The 18,022-nt window shown below is 47.6% G+C and carries 17 protein-coding genes and 1 riboswitch; of the genes, 11 read left to right on the top strand and 6 right to left on the bottom strand.

Translation table 11 applies throughout. The features are described 5' to 3' along the window. Positions 1-8: 8 nt before the first annotated feature. From mutM to thiC, 7 genes are all read left to right on the top strand, one after another. Positions 9-821 carry a bifunctional DNA-formamidopyrimidine glycosylase/DNA-(apurinic or apyrimidinic site) lyase gene (gene mutM / locus ACN0T0_RS17790; RefSeq protein ID WP_417228078.1) on the top strand — a complete coding sequence of 271 codons (813 nt, stop codon included), beginning with the start codon at positions 9-11 and terminating at the stop codon, positions 819-821. Continuing rightward, positions 821-1,729, top strand: coding sequence for an alpha/beta hydrolase (locus ACN0T0_RS17785; protein ID WP_417228077.1), 909 nt, complete (start codon positions 821-823; stop codon positions 1,727-1,729). The genes mutM and ACN0T0_RS17785 overlap by 1 nt, the downstream gene beginning before the upstream one ends. Positions 1,730-1,771: 42 nt before the next feature. Then, the gene (locus ACN0T0_RS17780) at positions 1,772-4,063 is read left to right on the top strand and encodes a putative bifunctional diguanylate cyclase/phosphodiesterase (RefSeq protein ID WP_417228076.1); all 2,292 of its coding nucleotides are present in this window, start codon (positions 1,772-1,774) and stop codon (positions 4,061-4,063) included. A 72-nt stretch (positions 4,064-4,135) separates the two neighbouring features. Further along, positions 4,136-4,669, top strand: coding sequence for a phosphatase PAP2 family protein (locus ACN0T0_RS17775; RefSeq protein ID WP_417228075.1), 534 nt, complete (start codon positions 4,136-4,138; stop codon positions 4,667-4,669). A gap of 28 nt (positions 4,670-4,697) precedes the next feature. Then, complete coding sequence (locus ACN0T0_RS17770) at positions 4,698-5,750, top strand: MJ1255/VC2487 family glycosyltransferase (protein WP_417228074.1); 1,053 nt, start codon at positions 4,698-4,700, stop codon at positions 5,748-5,750. Between the two features lie 640 nt (positions 5,751-6,390). Beyond that, positions 6,391-6,499, top strand: a riboswitch (TPP riboswitch). 48 nt (positions 6,500-6,547) lie between these two features. After that, positions 6,548-6,982 (top strand): hypothetical protein, encoded by a 435-nt coding sequence (locus ACN0T0_RS17765; RefSeq protein WP_417228073.1) that lies wholly within the window; start codon positions 6,548-6,550, stop codon positions 6,980-6,982. A gap of 102 nt (positions 6,983-7,084) precedes the next feature. Then, positions 7,085-8,965, top strand: a complete 1,881-nt coding sequence (gene thiC, locus ACN0T0_RS17760; protein ID WP_417228072.1) for a phosphomethylpyrimidine synthase ThiC — start codon at positions 7,085-7,087, stop codon at positions 8,963-8,965. Positions 8,966-9,017: 52 nt separating this feature from the next. Here thiC and ACN0T0_RS17755 read toward each other — a convergent pair whose 3' ends face one another. From ACN0T0_RS17755 to ACN0T0_RS17745, 3 genes are all read right to left on the bottom strand, one after another. Continuing rightward, the gene (locus ACN0T0_RS17755) at positions 9,018-9,542 is read right to left on the bottom strand and encodes a nucleoside 2-deoxyribosyltransferase (RefSeq protein WP_417228071.1); all 525 of its coding nucleotides are present in this window, start codon (positions 9,540-9,542) and stop codon (positions 9,018-9,020) included. Between the two features lies 1 nt (position 9,543). Beyond that, complete coding sequence (locus tag ACN0T0_RS17750) at positions 9,544-9,807, bottom strand: DUF5062 family protein (RefSeq protein WP_417228070.1); 264 nt, start codon at positions 9,805-9,807, stop codon at positions 9,544-9,546. Positions 9,808-9,929: 122 nt separating this feature from the next. After that, positions 9,930-10,394 carry an aminoacyl-tRNA deacylase gene (locus ACN0T0_RS17745; protein ID WP_417228069.1) on the bottom strand — a complete coding sequence of 155 codons (465 nt, stop codon included), beginning with the start codon at positions 10,392-10,394 and terminating at the stop codon, positions 9,930-9,932. Between the two features lie 138 nt (positions 10,395-10,532). Between ACN0T0_RS17745 and ACN0T0_RS17740 the strand changes: the two genes are divergently transcribed. Further along, a complete protein-coding gene (locus ACN0T0_RS17740; protein ID WP_417228068.1) occupies positions 10,533-11,174 on the top strand; it encodes an MBL fold metallo-hydrolase in 642 nt (213 codons plus the stop codon). On the opposite strand, the gene ACN0T0_RS17735 is transcribed toward ACN0T0_RS17740, so the two are convergent. After that, on the bottom strand, positions 11,171-11,776 hold the full coding sequence (locus tag ACN0T0_RS17735) for a DUF502 domain-containing protein (RefSeq protein ID WP_417228067.1): 606 nt from the start codon (positions 11,774-11,776) through the stop codon (positions 11,171-11,173). The two genes, ACN0T0_RS17740 and ACN0T0_RS17735, sit on opposite strands and share 4 nt — an antisense overlap. A 34-nt stretch (positions 11,777-11,810) precedes the next feature. Beyond that, complete coding sequence (gene zapE, locus ACN0T0_RS17730) at positions 11,811-12,959, bottom strand: cell division protein ZapE (RefSeq protein ID WP_417228066.1); 1,149 nt, start codon at positions 12,957-12,959, stop codon at positions 11,811-11,813. A gap of 93 nt (positions 12,960-13,052) precedes the next feature. Between zapE and ACN0T0_RS17725 the strand changes: the two genes are divergently transcribed. Further along, complete coding sequence (locus tag ACN0T0_RS17725) at positions 13,053-13,775, top strand: lipoyl protein ligase domain-containing protein (protein ID WP_417228065.1); 723 nt, start codon at positions 13,053-13,055, stop codon at positions 13,773-13,775. Positions 13,776-13,825: 50 nt separating this feature from the next. Here ACN0T0_RS17725 and pfkA read toward each other — a convergent pair whose 3' ends face one another. Further along, positions 13,826-14,830: a 6-phosphofructokinase gene (gene pfkA, locus ACN0T0_RS17720; RefSeq protein ID WP_417228064.1), complete on the bottom strand. Its 1,005-nt coding sequence runs from the start codon at positions 14,828-14,830 to the stop codon at positions 13,826-13,828. 146 nt (positions 14,831-14,976) lie between these two features. Between pfkA and aceK the strand changes: the two genes are divergently transcribed. Together aceK and ACN0T0_RS17710 are read left to right on the top strand one after the other, a co-directional pair. After that, complete coding sequence (gene aceK, locus ACN0T0_RS17715; protein ID WP_417228063.1) at positions 14,977-16,698, top strand: bifunctional isocitrate dehydrogenase kinase/phosphatase; 1,722 nt, start codon at positions 14,977-14,979, stop codon at positions 16,696-16,698. A 121-nt stretch (positions 16,699-16,819) separates the two neighbouring features. Then, on the top strand, positions 16,820-17,803 hold the full coding sequence (locus tag ACN0T0_RS17710; protein WP_417228062.1) for a TAXI family TRAP transporter solute-binding subunit: 984 nt from the start codon (positions 16,820-16,822) through the stop codon (positions 17,801-17,803). Positions 17,804-18,022 lie beyond the last annotated feature (219 nt).

Genomic DNA, 18,022 nt, shown 5'->3' with positions numbered 1-18,022 from the left:
TAGAGAATATGCCTGAATTACCTGAAGTTGAAACCACCCGTCGCGGTATTGAACCTCACATAGAGGGACGCACGATTACCGCTGTTACCATACGCCAGCCGAAGTTGCGCTGGCCAATACCGGAACAGCTGGCAGAGTGGGTCGTTAACGGTCAGGTGAGTTCGGTGACTCGGCGGGGGAAATACCTTTTAATTCATCTTCCCCGGGGTGCAGTAATGATTCATCTGGGGATGTCTGGTAGTCTCTATATGGTCAGTGCCGAGCAGCCAGCGGCTTATCATGATCATGTCGATCTGGTTCTCGATAGTGGTATGGCATTGCGACTGACAGATCCGCGTCGATTTGGCTCAGTATTGTGGCAACCGTTAGGTGAATCACATTCGCTGCTGGAAAAGTTGGGGCCAGAGCCTCTGAGTAGTGATTTTTCAGCCAGTTATCTGCAACAGCGTTGCGCTGGGCGAAAGCAGGCGATCAAACAGTTCATTATGAATAGTCAGGTTGTCGTAGGCGTGGGTAATATTTACGCTAACGAAGCACTCTTTAGTGCAGGCATTCATCCTAAACGGGCCGCAGGGAATATTTCTGCCGCCAGACTGAGTCGATTCGTTGATGAGATTAAGTCGGTGTTGGCCCGAGCAATAGAACAGGGAGGTACAACATTGAAAGATTTTGTCGGTGGTGATGGCAAGCCCGGATATTTTAAGCAACAACTGAACGTGTACGGTCGTGGTGGTGAGTTATGCCATCACTGCAAGTCAACGTTGAAAGAGATACGTCTCGGTCAGCGATCCACTGTTTACTGTCCGGAGTGTCAACATTGATGGAAACGATAGAACCTCTTTTGAAACCTACCCCTAAAGGTGGTGAAATTAACTCAACGCGGGAAGATTTGCAGAAGGCTTTGGGGAGTGAACCCTTTCTCGTCAAACGTAAAACCTTCCATGTCGGTGAATTGCCGATTCATTGTGAAGTCTATGAACATCATGCGGATTCTCCGGTGCTACTGTTTCTACCGGGTATCGGCACCTATGGTGAGCTTTATGCGGCGATGCTGAGTCACCTTTCTGATCGAGGCTTTAATGTCGTTGCGATTGACCCACCCGGGCATGGTTATTCCGGGGGGGAGCGTGGGGCTTACACCGTTGAAAGTGTGCAAACGAGTGTCTCTGAAGTCATTGATGCTTTGGAGCAGCGTTATGCTGGTCCATTCTACATGTATGGTTACTCTGTGGGTGCGCTGTTAGCCGTGGCTGCGGCAGAGCATGATGAGCGTATCACGAAGGTGGTTTGTGGCACTTTATTAACCACGGAAGTTCCTCCGGATCTGTTTCATTTTATCGGTTGGCAGTGGACTTGGGGCAGCGCTATGCTGTTTCCTTCGGTTCGTTTGCCCCTCTCTTGGCTGGTGGATTATCATGAGCTATTAGCAGGGCATCCCGCTGGTCGGTTAATTAACCAAGATCCGATGCTAGTGCTCGATTATCCCTTTAAAACGTTGGCCAGTGTGTTTAGTCGTAAAGCCGGCATTATGAAAAAACGTTATCCGTTTGAGATAGCGATTGTGCAAGGCGACCAAGATGAAGTATTGTCTATTGGCTATGCGCGCCGGGTTATCTTTGAAGCCGAGCAGCCCATAGAGCTAGTGAGTGTGCCGGGCGAGGGTCATATGATGCCGCTGACTGCGCCGCTTAAATTAGCCGATATTATTGCAGACTGGTTGCAACCCTAGTCGTTAATATTCTTTAGGATAAGAGTAATTACAAGAATTAATATGACGGCTACTCTACGTGCTAAACTGGCACCTTTACTGGTGTCAGTTTTTCTAATGATAGTGTCGCTTACGGCGACCGCTCAAATTGATCTAACAGAGCAAGAATCTCAATGGCTTGAGATGCACCGCGCCTCGATGAAGGTCGGAGTGGTGGTGATGCCTCCCTATCTATCTAAACGTGGTGAGGATGGTAGGCTTCAAGGCCTGTCGATGGACTATCTTAACTTGATTGAAGATGCTTTAGGGGCCGGTTTTCAACATCAGGTGTTTGAAAGTTACGGTGCCTTAATGGTGGCGGCGAAAGCCCGCACGGTTGATATTGCGGTGGCTGTCAGTGAGACAGAAGATCGTCATCATTACCTAAATTTCACCCGCGTCTATTCACATCTATCGAATAAAATATACATCCAGAAAGGCCGCTTTAGTCAGGCAGAAATGTCTGACTTTGCCGGCAAGCGCTTTGCCGTGCCTGAAGGAACAGCGTTAGCAAATTATATCCGCAGTAACTATCCTGAGATTGATCTTGTTGCAACACCAACCCTGCGGGCTGCTTTCAACCTATTGGGGGCCGGTCAAGTTGAGGCTGTGGGCGGCTCTGCTGCTGCAGGTTATTTCTATTCGGTAAAAGATGGCATCGATAATATTAGTATCGTAGGTAATGTGGGGTTTGATTATCACCTGACCTTTGGTACACGTAACGATAAGCCGATGATGGGCATCTTAGTCGATAAAGCGATGGCCTCTATTACCCCAGAGCAACGACAGGAGATCGCCAACCGTTGGTTAACCCCAGAAGATACTCAGCGGGTCGATATTAAAACACTGACGCAATGGTTGGTCGTGGTTGGTTTTGGTTTAACCAGTGTGCTGCTGTTGATTGTTATTCTATGGAACCGTTCTCTGAAACGAGAAGTTTCCTATCGTAAAGAGATTCAGAAAGAGGTGAGTTTTCTTGCCTACCATGATGAGTTAACCGGCGCTTACAACCGGCAATTTATGGCGGAAACGCTGGCAGAATATATCCGTTTACCTTGCTCAGAAGAGCAAACCACCTGTGTTATTTTAATCGGCTTAGATAACTTTAGCCTGATCAATGAGTTTCACGGCCAGAAAATGGGAGACTATGTTCTCAGGCACATGAGTGAGCGGCTCCAGGCGCGCTTAAGTGGCGGTTCGGTGCTATCTCGTAATGGCGGCGATGAGTTTACCGTATTGCTTCGACACTCTGCTAACCGGACCTCTTTGAGCCAGTTTGCCGATCGTTTAATCGCCGAGATTAGCTTGCCTATTGTTTCTGGTGATCAGAGCTTTTCTTTGACCGCAACGGCGGGTATTTCGATACAAGAAGGGGAACTTCATGACCCCCTGCGACTGCTTGAACAGGCAGATCTTGCACTACATGAAGCGAAAAAGAAGAATGCCGGCAGCTACTTTTTTTACACTTCCGACATGAGTGATCAACTGCACGAAAATCAGCAGTTAGTGGTGTCCTTGGCGGGCGCCTTGTCTTCAGATCTATTTTATCTTGAGTATCAGCCGCAGATCGCTCTGCGTAGCGGTGAAGTGATGGGTTTTGAAGCGCTTGCCCGTTGGAGTCACCCGGTGTTTGGCAATATTCCACCGGATAAGTTTATTGCCCTCGCCGAACAGGAAGGGTTAATTGTAACCCTAGGCGACCGGGTACTGCAGTTAGCCTGTAAGCAGGGCTGTGAATGGCTTAAACAGGGATTGAGCTTCGATCGCTTGGCGGTGAATGTATCCGTGAAGCAGTTTGTTGAATCGGATTTTGCGAGCAAAGTGTTAAATGCGCTGGAACAAAGTGGCTTCCCCGCTGAGAAACTTGAGTTAGAGATCACCGAATCTGTGTTTCTTGGGGATCGTGTGCAGGCGAAAGAGACGATGAGCAAACTGACCCAGCGGGGCGTGTGTTTTTCGATCGATGATTTTGGTACGGGCTTTTCATCGTTACTCTATTTAAAAGAATTACCGGTAACCAAGCTTAAGCTCGACCAAGGATTTATTCGCGGCATCACCCATGATTACTCCAGCCTGCAAATTGTTAAGGCTTCGTTGCAGATGGGGAACGCTTTAAATATGGATGTTATCGTGGAAGGCGTGGAAACCGATGAAGAATATCAAATCTTGTTCGGGTTGAGATGTCAGCATGCACAGGGCTATCTATTTAGCCGTCCGTTAAAGCCCGATTTAATTACACCGGCGTTATTGCGGAAAATTTCAGCATCGGTGACAGCGATTAGTGCCGTAGAGAAAGAGCCTGTCACCGAAGCGTAAATCCTTGTTCACCACTTTGTAACAGTCTCTGAGCGAAAATGTTGTCAAACAGCAAACATTGGGTTCAGAACCATGAGTGCATTTCAACAACGTTTAGCCGCTTTCGATGTTTCCCTCTATTACCTCTGCTTTGGTACCTGCCGATTACCGGTGATGCCCACCTTGAGTCGACTCATCTCCAAGTTAGGGGATGGTAGCCTCTATCTCATTATTGGCTTACTGCTCGCATGGTTAGAGCCATTGCATGGCAGTGAGTTTCTACTAGCGGGCTTGTTTGTCTTTGCGATTGAACTGCCGATTTATCTCTGCTTAAAACAACTCATCAAACGTGACCGACCCTGTGATCGTTTTGCGGATGTTACTCCTCAAATAATCCCTTCAGATAAGTTCAGCTTGCCTTCAGGCCATGCCGCGGCAGCGTTCGTATTTGCTACGCTATTGGCGGTTTATTATCCCGCCTTTATGGTGCTGGCCTATACCTTAGCTGGGCTTATTGCGTTGGCACGGGTCTTTCTCGGCGTGCATTACCCGACCGATATTCTCGCCGGTGCGGCACTCGGGCTGATTTCTGCTGCGCTTGGTCTAAATCTGATAGACCTCTTCTAGAATCTCGTCTTTGCAGGGGAAACCCGTTATGAAAATTCTTTATGGTGTTCAGGCGACGGGGAATGGTCATATTACCCGGGCTAGAGTGATGGCGCCGGCTTTGTTAAAAGAGGGGATCGAGGTTGATTTCCTGTTTAGCGGTCGGCCTCCTGAGAAACTCTTTAATATGGAACCTTTCGGTGATTATCAGGTGCGTCGTGGTTTAACCTTTAGCGTTAAAGATGGGCGGATTGATCGTTGGCGCAGCCTTAGACAGAATAACTTTATACAGTTGGTTCGTGATATTCGGGCGCTGGATCTGCAGGGGTATGATCTGATTATCAGTGATTTTGAGCCTATTACCGCTTGGGCAGCGAAGCTACAAAAGAAACCCTGTATTGGTATCGCTCATCAATACGCCTTTCGTTATCCGCTCCCGGGGCCGGGCGTTGGGCGTATTATGCTGCCAATGATCCGATTTTTTGCCCCGGTACAGCAAGGGATAGGATTGCATTGGCATCACTTTAATGGGCCGATTTTACCGCCGTTAATAGAACCTCAGCCTTACCCGACTAGTCAGCAGGCGGGCATGATTCTGGTCTATTTGCCATTTGAAGAGCGTCAGCAGATTCGCCAGTGGTTATTACCCTTTAGTGAATTTGAATTTCATGTTTATTGCGATATCGATCAGCCTGAAGATGACGGCCATATTCTTTGGCGGCCGCTATCTCGTGAGGCGTTTCGCCAAGCTCAAGCCTGTTGTGAAGGGGTTATTGCCAATAGTGGTTTTGGTTTATCCAGTGAGGTGTTACAGGCGGGTAAAAAGCTACTAACGAAACCTTTGTCAGGGCAACCTGAGCAGGTCTCCAATGCCGCAGTGTTACAGCATTTAGGTCTCGCCGAGGTATTTTCTGAACTACAGGCGGAGCAGTTTTATCGCTGGGTACAACAGCCATCGCCGGAACCGGTGGTTTATCCGGATGTGGCGGCAGCGTTAGCTGGTTGGATACATGACGGCCGCGCTCAAACTCCCACTGAATTAGCGCAAGCGCTTTGGCAAGAGCGTTTGTTCGATCAGTTGGAACCTCAAGCGTTGAGTTAGTTATCGTTTGTTTAGCTTAACGCTTGCAAGTTAAATTGCAGATATAAAAAAGAGAGCACTCAGTTTCACTTAAGTGCTCTCTTTTACATGCCTAGCATCACTATTATTAAATCCGTTTGTGATGAAACTTATCCGGCTTCCCGCCGTGATATCCTTATATCCCTTTCATCAGTGTTTGCTAAGCGACAATCCTTTGGTCATCCTTCCTTCATCCGTGAAGGCCATCGATCCGTCAAAATCAGTATCCTATTTAGCGGCTTTAAGCACCATAGGAAAAAATCCTATTTCTATGGTGATGGATATTTTACTTAGCGCTAATTGTGAAGATAAAAAAAGAGCGCTTAATTCCCCTTAAGCACTCTCTTTATATGGCATCCGTTTTCCGTGCGGTTAATCCAAGGCATCATGCCAGCAATCCATGCTTCCTGTTCCGCGTATCGTGGCCTTCCTGTGTTCTATCCAGAACATTGTTACTTCCTGAAGCATATAATGATCGAAGCATAGATATGGGGATATAGGAAAAAGTCTTATTTTTGTTGTGAGTGGGGAATAAGTATTGAGTTCAGGTGGTCTGAAAAGGCTCACCTGTCATTTTTTTGTTGAAAGATGGACATCTATAAAACTTGCACATAAACTATTCAGCATCTTGTCGGGGTGCCCTTTGGGCTGAGAGTTGGACTTAAATAGACCAATAACCCGCGAACCTGATCCGGTTAATACCGGCGTAGGAAATCGAGATAAACCGCCATGCTGTCTTTTTTTGTACACGGTTTAGCTCATAAGCTAGGTCTGTACAGATGTCTGAAACAAACATTTCTCTCATACATACGATTACTGCCCTCAAGGGTGCAAGTGTCTCTATTCGAGCAAGCCTCAACGCTTTGTTTGCCTTAGTGCATAACTTCGTCAAACCAGACCTGACCGTGCAGGTGATTTTTTCTGTTGTGTTCAATCCTATCGCCAAGCCAGTCATCGCAGACCGGGGTGACCGTGTCGCTACGGGCCTGATTCTATATAAACCTAACACTTTCGTTAATAAGTCGGCCTTGCTCATTAAAAAAGGTGATGTGGCTCGTTTCAACAATGCTATTGATCGCTTTAACTCTCGGCTTAGCTGCCAAACTATTGTGCTACCCACGAACGACTCAGACCCCCGGGTTAAAAGACGAGGTTTTGAGTGCGCAGCGGCTATTCGTTGGCGGTCAGGGTGTACAGCGTGGCTATCAGCATAAATTTAAGTCTGCAGAATCGGCTGCAGCATTACTACTCATAAGGGTAACCAGCTGTTTTTAGCTGGAATTTTATAACAAGAAAATCAAAACACAGGTAATACGATGTCAGATAATCAAACCGTTCTCAGTCGCAGCGCTCAGGTTGATGAAGCCTCTGTTCAGCCGTTTCCCAACTCCCGTAAGGTGTACGTTGAGGGTTCTCGCCCTGATGTGCGAGTACCTATGCGTGAAATTGCCTTGGATGATACACCGACTGATATGGGCGGTGAAAAGAACGACCCGCTGTATGTCTATGATACCTCGGGCCCTTATACCGACCCTGAGGCTAACATCGATGTGCGTAAAGGCTTGGCGCCGTTGCGTGCTGACTGGATTGCTGAACGTAATAATACTGTACGTTTGGAGGGCCTAAGCTCGGAGTACGGCCGTGCCCGTGAGCAAGATCTGCGTTTGGATAACTTACGTTTTGAATTGACCCGTAAGCCGTTAAAAGCTAAACCGGGTGAAAACGTGACTCAGTTGCATTATGCCCGCCAAGGGATTATCACGCCGGAGATGGAGTTCATCGCCATCCGTGAGAATATGAAGTTGGCGAAATCCCGTGCTGAAGGTAATGTTGTCGCGCAGCAACATCCTGGGCATAGCTTCGGGGCGAAGCTTCCTGATGAGATAACCCCTGAGTTTGTTCGCCAAGAAGTGGCCGAAGGTCGGGCAATTATTCCTGCTAACATTAACCACCCCGAAGTTGAGCCGATGATTATTGGCCGTAATTTCTTGGTGAAAATTAATGGCAACATCGGTAATTCGGCACTGAGTTCTTCTATTGAAGAGGAGGTCGAGAAGATGACTTGGGGTATCCGTTGGGGCTCGGATACCATTATGGATCTGTCTACCGGTAAAAATATCCATGAAACCCGGGAATGGATTCTGCGTAACTCCCCTGTACCTATTGGTACCGTACCGATTTATCAAGCACTGGAGAAAGTCAGTGGCGTGGCTGAAGACCTTAACTGGGAAGTGTTCCGCGATACGCTGATTGAGCAGGCAGAGCAGGGGGTGGATTACTTTACCATTCATGCTGGTGTCTTGCTGCGCTATGTACCGATGACGGCGAAGCGGATGACCGGTATCGTCTCCCGCGGTGGCTCTATCATGGCTAAATGGTGTTTGGCGCACCACGAAGAGAACTTCCTTTACACGCATTTCGAAGATATCTGTCAGATCTGTAAAACCTACGATGTCTCCTTCTCTCTTGGGGATGGTCTGCGTCCAGGTTCGGTCTATGATGCCAACGACGAAGCTCAATTCTCAGAGCTTGAAACCCTTGGTGAGCTGACCAAAATTGCTTGGAAGCACGATGTGCAGGTGATGATTGAAGGTCCGGGACATGTGCCGATGCATATGATCAAAGAGAACATGGATAAGCAGTTGACCGAGTGTCATGAAGCGCCATTCTATACCTTGGGACCTCTGACTACTGATATTGCTCCTGGCTATGATCATATTACTTCAGGCATCGGTGCGGCGATGATCGGTTGGTATGGCTGTGCCATGCTTTGCTATGTCACACCGAAAGAGCACCTAGGGTTGCCGAATAAAGATGATGTTAAAACCGGTATCATCACCTATAAGATCGCCGCTCATGCTGCCGATCTGGCTAAGGGACATCCGGGTGCTCAGATTCGTGATAATGCGATGTCCAAAGCACGCTTCGAGTTCCGCTGGGAAGATCAGTTTAATATTGGTCTAGACCCCGATACGGCTCGGGCCTATCACGATGAAACCTTGCCAAAGGAATCCGCCAAGGTGGCGCATTTTTGCTCGATGTGTGGGCCTAAGTTCTGTTCGATGAAAATCTCTCAGGAAGTCCGTGATCTGGATGCAAGCCAAATCGCATCGATACAGGCCGCAGCCGATAAAGGGATGCAGGAAAAATCTCAGGAGTTTAAAGAGACCGGTGCAGAGATTTATCACAAGGTGTAATGAAGTACCTGTTTAACGCTGTGATTGATTAGAACAGAAAAAGCCGCTGATATTAGCGGCTTTTGTGTATCTGTCGCAGTAGTTTTTCAAATACGGCGAGGTGGTTATCGATGGTTTGGCTGTTTGGCTCGGTGATGAACCCGCCCCGTTGTTCCAATGCGCCAATCATCATCAGGTTATCGGCCATGTCGAACGCTTCAATACTCAAGCCATCGGCATCGGTTTCTATGCCATCGACTCTGTCACTATACAGTCGCCCATCCAGTGAATAACCCCAGACGGGCTTGTTGAGGGCGGTGATATACCCCATTTCAAACGCTGTACCGACATCCATACTTGGGCCTCTGAACGGTGTCATATTGGCGATGATCAGGTCACAGCGGTCCATTAACGCTATATTGGCGTGATAGATTGCCAGCCCAGCTTGATAAGGGGATAACGAAGATAGGTCGAGAGTGTTATCCAGCGGAAAGAGTCCTTCAAAGCCATATTGTTGACAACACTGTTTTTTGGCTGCACCCAGTTCGATGGCATTGGGCCAGAACACATCCGGTCCCGCTAGATAGATGCTCGGCATATCACTCCTCCAGCAATGGATGGCCTTTAGGGAGTTGGCGACTTATCCACAGGGCGAGTTTGTGTTTCATATTCGGCTCGCTCTCATCGCCTTTAGCTAATGGTTGAATCAATTTATCCAGCACCAATAGTCGGTAAATGGCGGTGATTTTATTGCTGGCGCTATCGGTAGCTTCAAATTGCCCAGCACCACGTTTCACCATGTAGACACCACCAATACGAATCGCTTCTTTAACCAGTTCAGCTTCATGCTTCAACTTTTTCATTGCTCTCTCCAGCGGCACTTATAGGAATGGGTTGTCACTATCGCATAGCTGGCCGAGCAGGGTAAATATATAACGGGTATTTTATCGGGATGGAGCCATCCCGATGGTTTTAATTATTTTCGTTAGTGGCTGATCATGCCGTGGGGTTTTTCTGACATGACTCGTTTGAATGTCGTTTGTGAGAAGCAGAGCAGATCTTGATGATCCCCTGCTTCCATATAACAATCAGGTTCATTTGCTAAGTGATCGTCCCAGATCACCGGCACATTGTAGGCTTGCCCCAGTGCAGGAACCGCACCTTTATTACAATCGCGAAACAGAATCTTCACATCCCGTTGCGCGGCGGGTGAAAAGATTCGGCCCATCTTTTGATTGATCGCATCTAGATCGACCCGCCGGTCAGAGGGGACGACGGCCATCATAAAACCTTCGTCATCGCTCAGCACCACTCCTTTCGCCATTTGTCGTGCGGGTACATGGGCGGCAAGTGCACAACTGAGTGATGTTTCTGTATAAGGGTGTCGAATAAGGCGGTAGGGGATATCGCCTTGATTAAGAAATGTTTGTAGGGTTGGAGATACAGACATCGAACTAACCTCCTTCAGAGTCAACCATCGGTTCTGAATGCTATTGCCGGCGGATCTTGTTTGTCCGCCTCGTACATCGAAGGATAGTTCAGAAATAGGTATACTGCGGGAACACTTTTCAACCATCACGGCATCTCTATGAAATACAGTATTATTCCGGTGACTCAATTCCAGCAGAACTGCACCCTGTTGTGGTGTGATGAGAGTAAAAAAGCGGCGGTGGTCGATCCCGGTGGCGATATCGATAAGGTGATGGCTAAGCTAGAAGAGCTCGGTTTGGTGTTGGAAAAAATACTTCTGACCCATGCTCATATTGATCATGCCGGCGGTACCGCTGAGTTGGTAAAGCGTACCGGTGTGCCTATCGAGGGACCGCATAAAGGAGATCAGTTTTGGATTGATGGCTTACCTCAGCAAAGTCAGATGTTTGGTTTTCCCCAGGTGGAAATTTTTACGCCGGATCGCTGGCTTGAGGATGGTGATAAAGTCACGGTTGGTAATGAAACGCTTGAGGTATTACATTGCCCGGGTCATACCCCTGGTCATGTCGTGTTTTATAGCCCAGAAAGTCAGTTAGCGCAGGTGGGCGATGTGTTGTTTCAAGGCTCGATCGGGCGCACGGACTTCCCTCAAGGGGATCACGGAACATTGATCAACTCGATTAAAGGTAAGCTTTTTCCGCTAGGCGATTCAGTGGCCTTTATTCCAGGCCATGGGCCGATGTCGACCCTAGGCCATGAGCGTAAAACTAACCCCTTTGTCAGTGATCATCGCGGTTAAGAGGTTTTGTCGGTGGTCGATACGCCGCCACTGACAATAAAGGTGGTAACTTTACCGGCGCTGACATCCAATGGCACGACTAGATCCCGGGGAACAATAATTAGGTTGCCAGAAAAATTGTATGAGTCCGGTAAGTAGACTGAAACATCTTGATCCAAGCCAAAGCTACTCATATCTTCACAGGTGATAAACCCCATGACCTTGATGGTTTTTTCTTGGTTTAAATAGACCATCACGGGTTTATCAAAGCTTTTTTGATCCCCCAGCAGCGCTTGGAACAGATCTTTTAGGGAGTTGTAGAGCAGCTTTACGACGGGGATTCGCTCCATCAGTGCGCCGATGATATTCATCAAAAAGCGAGTGAGGTAGAGTGAGCCTGCAATGCCGGTGAGAATAATAATGGCAACGGTGAGCAGGATACCCAGTAGCGTTTCGGTGGCACCGGTTTGTAGCCCTGGTATAAAGTAGCTAAGCAGTGAGCCTGCTGCGGAAAATAGCGTTTCATCCAGTGCAGTAAAGATTAAAAAGACCAGATAGATCGTGAGCACAAACGGCAGCAGAATCAGTAAACCCTGAAAGAAAAAACGTAATAGTGTGGTCATGAAAGTTGTTCCTATCAAAGCCGTATTAATGGGCTTAAGTCATCGAGGTTGATTGCTGATATTCCAGCGACTGCATCTCTGTTAGGCGGCTGTATGTCCGGGCAAATTCAAAGATCAAACTACCCTCGCCGTAGAGTTCCTCTAATGGGACCTCAAGGCTGAGAAATAGATTAATGTTACGATCATAAAGTTCATCAACCAGACTAATAAAGCGGCGCGCGGGATCATCCATACTGCCCAGTAAAACCTGCCGCTCTCCGGCTTTAACCGCCTCAATGCCATCTTCTGTGCCGCGGGCTTTAATCTGTTCTCGGCTATGGCTACCCAAGCGCGGGATCTGACTGACAAAAATATGCTTAAAGCGGTTGGCCAGATCGATGTAATCCATCTGGCTGCGCGCGCCCATACAGATATGTTCAAAATCAAACCAGATACAATCTGCACTCATCCCTCTAACCGGTATGGGGCGCTGTAAAACGGCTACCTCATCGGAGCAGGGGGCTGCTTGGCTGATATGGGTATAGAGTTGAGTTAACTGCTGGTCCATGTCAGAAGATTGATGCTGATCGCCTGGATAGAAAATACAGGGGGCGGGCGTCAGAGAGCGCAGTCGATGATCGGTGTCACCTGCAAGATTAAAGATCTGCATCTGCTGATTAATCATCGCAATAATTGGTTTCACTCGGTCTTCAAACAGTGGGTCTTTACAGAGGTTCTCTGGCGGTCTGTTAGAAGTGGTGATCAGAATGACGCCGTGCTTGAGCAACCCTTTAATCAGTTTGCCTAGAATCATGGCATCGGCAATATCATTAAGGAAAAACTCATCGAAACAGATAAGCCGGTATTGGCGTGCCAGCTTTTTAGCGATCAATTCCAGCGGGTCTGATTTACCCTGCAGCTCGCGCAGTTGCTGGTGGATCTGAGCCATAAAGCGGTGAAAGTGGTAGCGCAGGCTGGTGGCTTCAGCGATATGGGCAAACAGCAGGTCCATTAGAAAAGTTTTGCCTCGTCCGACGGGCCCCCAGATATAGATCCCTTGTGTTGGTTGTTTGTGAGACGCACCGGACTGTAACGCTTGATAGAACTGATTAAGCGCTTCGGCCAGCAAGCGTTGCTGCGGGTCCTGTTGATAACCGTTTCGGGAAAGGGCCTGTTGATAAATATCGATAAAGTCTTTTTGCATCACTGAAGTTCCGTTTTTGACAGTCGCATGATAATGGTTTTCCCAAGGGTATAGATAGGTTAATCTTCCTGCCTCTGATGCTAGGGGGACATTATGGACAACAATTTTCAGTCAATGGTCATCGGTTCGATGCCTGATGAACAGCAGCGTATCAGTGAAGTGCTTGAAGCGGGGGTTGAAGAACCGCAGGTGTTACTGTGGCAATATGATCAGGCGGCGGTCATTCTGGGTTGCTCTCAACGCCCTGATACTGGTCAATTGAGTCGGGCTGAAAATGCCGGCTTACCGCTCGTTCGACGACGTTCCGGTGGAGGCGCGGTGCTGGCCGGTCCCTGGATGTTAAGTGTGACGGTTTTTATCCCGCCTGAACATTCACTGGCAAAACAGAATATTATTGAGATCTTTTCTTGGTTAGAAGCGATTTGGATCGATACCCTGACGGCCTGCGGTGTGCCATGTAAAGGGGTCGATCAGGCGATGATTGAACAATCAAAAACGGTCAGTCAGGAAAAGGACTTAAAGTGGGCCTGTTATGCTTCGCTGTCACATGGTGAAGTTGTCAGTCTTGATGGGCGCAAGTTGGTGGGATTGGCTCAGATACGAAAGCGTAAAGGGGTTGCTTTAGTGAGCGGGTTACATCTATCCCCTTGCGATTGGCAGCTACTGAGTTCGATCGTGGTGGATAATCCGCTGCGGGGAGAATCCTTAGCAGATTTGAATAGTGATGTGCAGAGCTTGTCTGGTATTGCGGCCGAACAACTGCTTCCTTCACTGATTCATACATTTACCACGCAGATCAATGCTGCATTCGAGTAGAAACCAGCCTAAGCTGTTTTCTACTGTTATAAGCTTCCACATTTTATCGGTTATTTATGTAACAGTTGAGCGAGTTCCACCAGTTCGGGGTTGAGGGGTTTCTTCTTCTCCATAATATCGAGTAGGGGAATTGCTGTTATCTTACTTTTCGTAATACCCACCATAATATCGCTGAAGCCCGCGAGCAGATAAGTTACCGCTGAGGCCCCAAGGCAAGAAGCCAGTACTCGGTCATGGCCTGTGGGACGGCCGCCCCGTTGTATATGGCCGAGAATACATACCCCCGCCGTTTGACCATCAATTTCCAGTTGTCGCGCTAATCGATAAGTCAAGCCGGGTCTTGGGCCTTCTGCGACAACAATAATACCGCTACTGCCACGACCTTCAGCCCGTTGGTTCGCGAGGGTGAAGCTCAGGGTCGCAAGTTTAAAATCAACCTCCGGTACGATAATCATTTCCGCACCACAGGCGACGCCAACCTGAGAGGCAATATGACCGGAGTTGCGTCCCATCACTTCGACCAAAAAGATACGTTCATGGGATACTGCTGTGTCACGAATTTTGTCGATCGCTTCGAGGGCGGTATTGAGGGCGGTATCGAAGCCGATCGTGTCGTCAGTACCATAGATATCATTATCAATAGTGCCTGGTAAACCAACCACTGGGATGCCCGTTTCGTGGGTAAATAGGTGTGCCCCTGTGAGAGACCCGTCCCCACCAATAATGATTAACCCACCAATACCGCGTTCTTTAAGAATCTCTGCGGCTTGGTTACGTACCATTGGGTCTTTAAAGGCTTCGCATCGATCACTTTTCAGAATTGTACCGCCCCGCTGTACGATATTGGTGACATCACGGCTTTTTAGTTCGGTGATATCACCGATAATGAGGCCGCTATAACCTTTGTTAATACCAAACACACGAACACCTTGATTCAGTGCGGCTCGAGTCACACTGCGAATCGCGGGATTCATGCCGGGTGAATCCCCACCGCTGGTCATTACCGCGATCGCACTAATATTGGTATTTTTATTCAGCTGAGGAAGGTGATACATAGGCATATCTCTCAAAGGGTATAGTTCTAATATTATGCAGATAGTTGGATTAGACAACTATTTCAGCTAGCTTTTTGCCAATTCATGGCAACTCAGAACAATCACTGCTAGATACTATAAAAGAACATAATGACAATTGAAGCTTAATGAACCAACGTGAAGCCGAATGGGTAGCCCATCTGATTCGAGATGGCTTTAACCACTACAGACAGCAATTTCAGGCGATTACCCGTCAGGCGAAGCGTTGTTTTGAGGCGGCCGATTGGCAAGCTATTCAGCATTTATCGGCGCAGCGGATCGATCTTTATAGCACGATGGTCGATCAGGTTAGTGATCGTATTGTGGCTGAGGTGGAGGATAGTCTAGACACTGCGCTGTGGCTCGCGAGTAAAGCCCACTATCATAAAAACATGAACTATCAAGAGGATGCTGAGTTAGGGGAGACATTTTATAACTCCATCTATTGTCGCCTACTGAAACATCGACAGATTAGTGATCAGTACATGTTTCTTCATTCCCCAAGCTTATGTCATGACGATGGGGCTGATCAGATCTATCGGCGCTATACATTGACCGATGGGCTGGTGGCCTTTCTTAATCAGTTGCTGGAGGATTATCGCTTTGCGGTTCCATGGGAGAATAAACGTAGAGATATCAGTAACCTGCTGCGCTATATTCGCACGCAGTTTCCTGAAGAAATGGTGGATGATGGCATTGTTGTAGATGTTATCAGAACCGTTTTCTTCCGTAATAAAGGTGCTTATATCGTCGGGCGAGTGAATTTTGCCACTCGCTCTGTACCCTTTATCTTGCCCGTATTGAATAACGAGAGTGATGGGGTCTATATCGATACCGTGCTAGTGGACGAAAATGACGTGTCGATCGTGTTCAGCTTTACGCGGGCCTATTTTCTGGTCGATGTTGCGGTGCCCGCCGCGTTTATCCGTTTCTTGCATTCACTGATCCCGATGAAATCCATTGCTGAGCTTTATAATGCCATTGGTTTTTATAAACAGGGAAAAGCAGAGTTTTATCGTGATTATGTGCAGCACTTAGCTGCTTCAACGGACCAATTTGAGATAGCACCGGGTACCAAAGGTATGGTGATGACGGTGTTTACATTACCGTCCTATCCAGTGGTGTTTAAAATTATTAAGGATCGATTCTCGACCTCCAAAAAGATAACTCGAGATGGAGTGATTGGGAAGTATCAACTGGTCAAACGTCACGACCGAGCGGGACGGATGGCCGATACCCAAGAATTTGTTAACTTTTCGCTTCCGAGAAAGCGTTTTTCAAAGAGGCTACTCGATGAGTTATTAAGTGTTGCCGCCTCTACGGTGGATATTGTTGGCGATGAGGTTGTGATTAAGCACCTATGGACCGAGCGGCGCATGATTCCGTTGAATATCTACCTTGATGAAATGTTGCGTCAGAATAACGAGCAAGCCGTGTATTTAGCCATCCATGAGTTTGGGCAGTGTATAAAAGAACTCGCTGCAGCGAATATTTTTGCTGGAGATATGCTGTTCAAGAACTTTGGTGTGACACGGCATGGTCGGGTAGTATTTTACGATTATGATGAAATTATGTATCTGACCGAGTGCCACTTTCGAGATATTCCTGAAGCTCTTTATCCTGAGCAAGAGATGGCGGCGGAACCTTGGTATTCCGTATCTACCAATGATGTTTTCCCCGAGGAGTTTAGTCTGCTCACCGCCTGTGATCGACGCATCCGCAAGGTCTTTAATGAACTACACGGTGATTTGCTAGATCCTATTTGGTGGACCAATATACAAACTGAAGTTAGCAAGGGGGCAATTATTGATCTATTCCCCTATAGAACAGGACACCGGTTTAACAGGTAAGTACGTATGCAGGCGCTCGGCCGGGCTATTCAATCGATGGTCACTGTAATATTATAGATCGATTAAACTGTTATAATCGGCGTAAATTCCGGGTTCTGATAATAATTCAAAGGAGTGGAATATGGCTTTTCGCAACACAATAACCTCATGGGTTATCGCATTTGGGGTTAGTGTGGCATCAATGGGTGCCATTGCAGCAGAACCTGTGAAAGAAGTAATTACTGTCGGTACGGGCGGAGTAACCGGCGTTTACTATCCCACCGGTGGAGCTATATGCCGTTTAGTTAATAAAACACGGGCTGACCACGGTATTCGTTGTGCAACAGAAAGCACCGCAGGCTCTGTTGCTAACTTAGAGTTAATCGCCGATAAAGACATTGCCTTCGGTATAACTCAGTCAGATTGGTTTCATCACGCCTATAATGGCACGGGTAAATTTGCTAAAGCAGGCCCTAATCATAAGCTGAGAGTTGTTTTTTCGATTCACTCTGAGCCTTTTACCGTGTTAGCACGTGCTGGCAATGGTATACGCAAATTTGATGACCTCAAGGGCAAGAAAGTGAATCTCGGTGTTCAGGGGTCGGGCCAGCGAGGCACGATGGAAACACTGATGAAAGCAAAGGGCTGGAGTAAAAGTGATTTTGCTTTAGCCGCAGAATTGAAAGCATCAGAACAGGCAAATGCGTTATGCGAGGGTGAGATCGATGCGATGGTCTATATCATTGGCCATCCAAGTGGGGCGATTAAAGAAGCAACCACATCCTGTGATAGCGTATTGGTCGATGTGAGTGGTCCTGTGATTGATAAACTGATCGCCGACCATAGTTATTATCAACACGCAGAGATTCCGGCTGGTTATTACCGAGGTAATGATCGACTGACAAAAAGCTTTGGGGTTAAAAGCATGTTAGTTGCGTCAACGGATACGTCAGACGAAGTCGTCTATAACTTAGTTAAGTCTGTATTTGATAGCTTCGATACATTTCGAAAACTTCACCCTGCTTTTGCTCAGTTGAGAAAAGAAGACATGGTCAGAGTGTTAGGTGGGCAGCCTTTGCATCCTGGAGCGGTAAAGTACTTCAAAGAGGTTGGACTGCTTAAGTAAAGTAAGGCATTTGTCACGTTATCCGTAAAACCGCCGCGAGGCGGTTTTTGTGTTTTGATAGGGTCTTCTTCCGGTTGCGATGGGCTTTAGGCCCTTGGTTCAGAGACCAAAGTCAGCGGATTAGCCGCGCTTGAGTTGCTTTTTGTTCTAAAAATAATCTTTTTCACAAAATCTTAACTTTTTCGTGCTGGTCCTGTTGACTCACTGGCTGTGCGGTGT

Origin of the sequence: Amphritea sp. (assembly GCF_048266285.1) — a bacterium.
Taxonomy (GTDB): domain Bacteria; phylum Pseudomonadota; class Gammaproteobacteria; order Pseudomonadales; family Balneatricaceae; genus Amphritea.
Note: the sequence above shows the minus strand (reverse complement) of the source record. Positions and strands in the feature narration are given on the sequence as shown.

Bases quoted from the DNA above. Each gene is read 5' to 3' on its own strand.
- mutM (WP_417228078.1), top strand. From the start codon at position 9: ATGCCTGAATTACCTGAAGTTGAAACCACCCGTCGCGGTATTGAACCT.
- ACN0T0_RS17785 (WP_417228077.1), top strand. From the start codon at position 821: ATGGAAACGATAGAACCTCTTTTGAAACCTACCCCTAAAGGTGGTGAA.
- ACN0T0_RS17780 (WP_417228076.1), top strand. From the start codon at position 1,772: ATGACGGCTACTCTACGTGCTAAACTGGCACCTTTACTGGTGTCAGTT.
- ACN0T0_RS17775 (WP_417228075.1), top strand. From the start codon at position 4,136: ATGAGTGCATTTCAACAACGTTTAGCCGCTTTCGATGTTTCCCTCTAT.
- ACN0T0_RS17770 (WP_417228074.1), top strand. From the start codon at position 4,698: ATGAAAATTCTTTATGGTGTTCAGGCGACGGGGAATGGTCATATTACC.
- ACN0T0_RS17765 (WP_417228073.1), top strand. From the start codon at position 6,548: ATGTCTGAAACAAACATTTCTCTCATACATACGATTACTGCCCTCAAG.
- thiC (WP_417228072.1), top strand. From the start codon at position 7,085: ATGTCAGATAATCAAACCGTTCTCAGTCGCAGCGCTCAGGTTGATGAA.
- ACN0T0_RS17755 (WP_417228071.1), bottom strand. From the start codon at position 9,542: ATGCCGAGCATCTATCTAGCGGGACCGGATGTGTTCTGGCCCAATGCC.
- ACN0T0_RS17750 (WP_417228070.1), bottom strand. From the start codon at position 9,807: ATGAAAAAGTTGAAGCATGAAGCTGAACTGGTTAAAGAAGCGATTCGT.
- ACN0T0_RS17745 (WP_417228069.1), bottom strand. From the start codon at position 10,394: ATGTCTGTATCTCCAACCCTACAAACATTTCTTAATCAAGGCGATATC.
- ACN0T0_RS17740 (WP_417228068.1), top strand. From the start codon at position 10,533: ATGAAATACAGTATTATTCCGGTGACTCAATTCCAGCAGAACTGCACC.
- ACN0T0_RS17735 (WP_417228067.1), bottom strand. From the start codon at position 11,776: ATGACCACACTATTACGTTTTTTCTTTCAGGGTTTACTGATTCTGCTG.
- zapE (WP_417228066.1), bottom strand. From the start codon at position 12,959: ATGCAAAAAGACTTTATCGATATTTATCAACAGGCCCTTTCCCGAAAC.
- ACN0T0_RS17725 (WP_417228065.1), top strand. From the start codon at position 13,053: ATGGACAACAATTTTCAGTCAATGGTCATCGGTTCGATGCCTGATGAA.
- pfkA (WP_417228064.1), bottom strand. From the start codon at position 14,830: ATGTATCACCTTCCTCAGCTGAATAAAAATACCAATATTAGTGCGATC.
- aceK (WP_417228063.1), top strand. From the start codon at position 14,977: ATGAACCAACGTGAAGCCGAATGGGTAGCCCATCTGATTCGAGATGGC.
- ACN0T0_RS17710 (WP_417228062.1), top strand. From the start codon at position 16,820: ATGGCTTTTCGCAACACAATAACCTCATGGGTTATCGCATTTGGGGTT.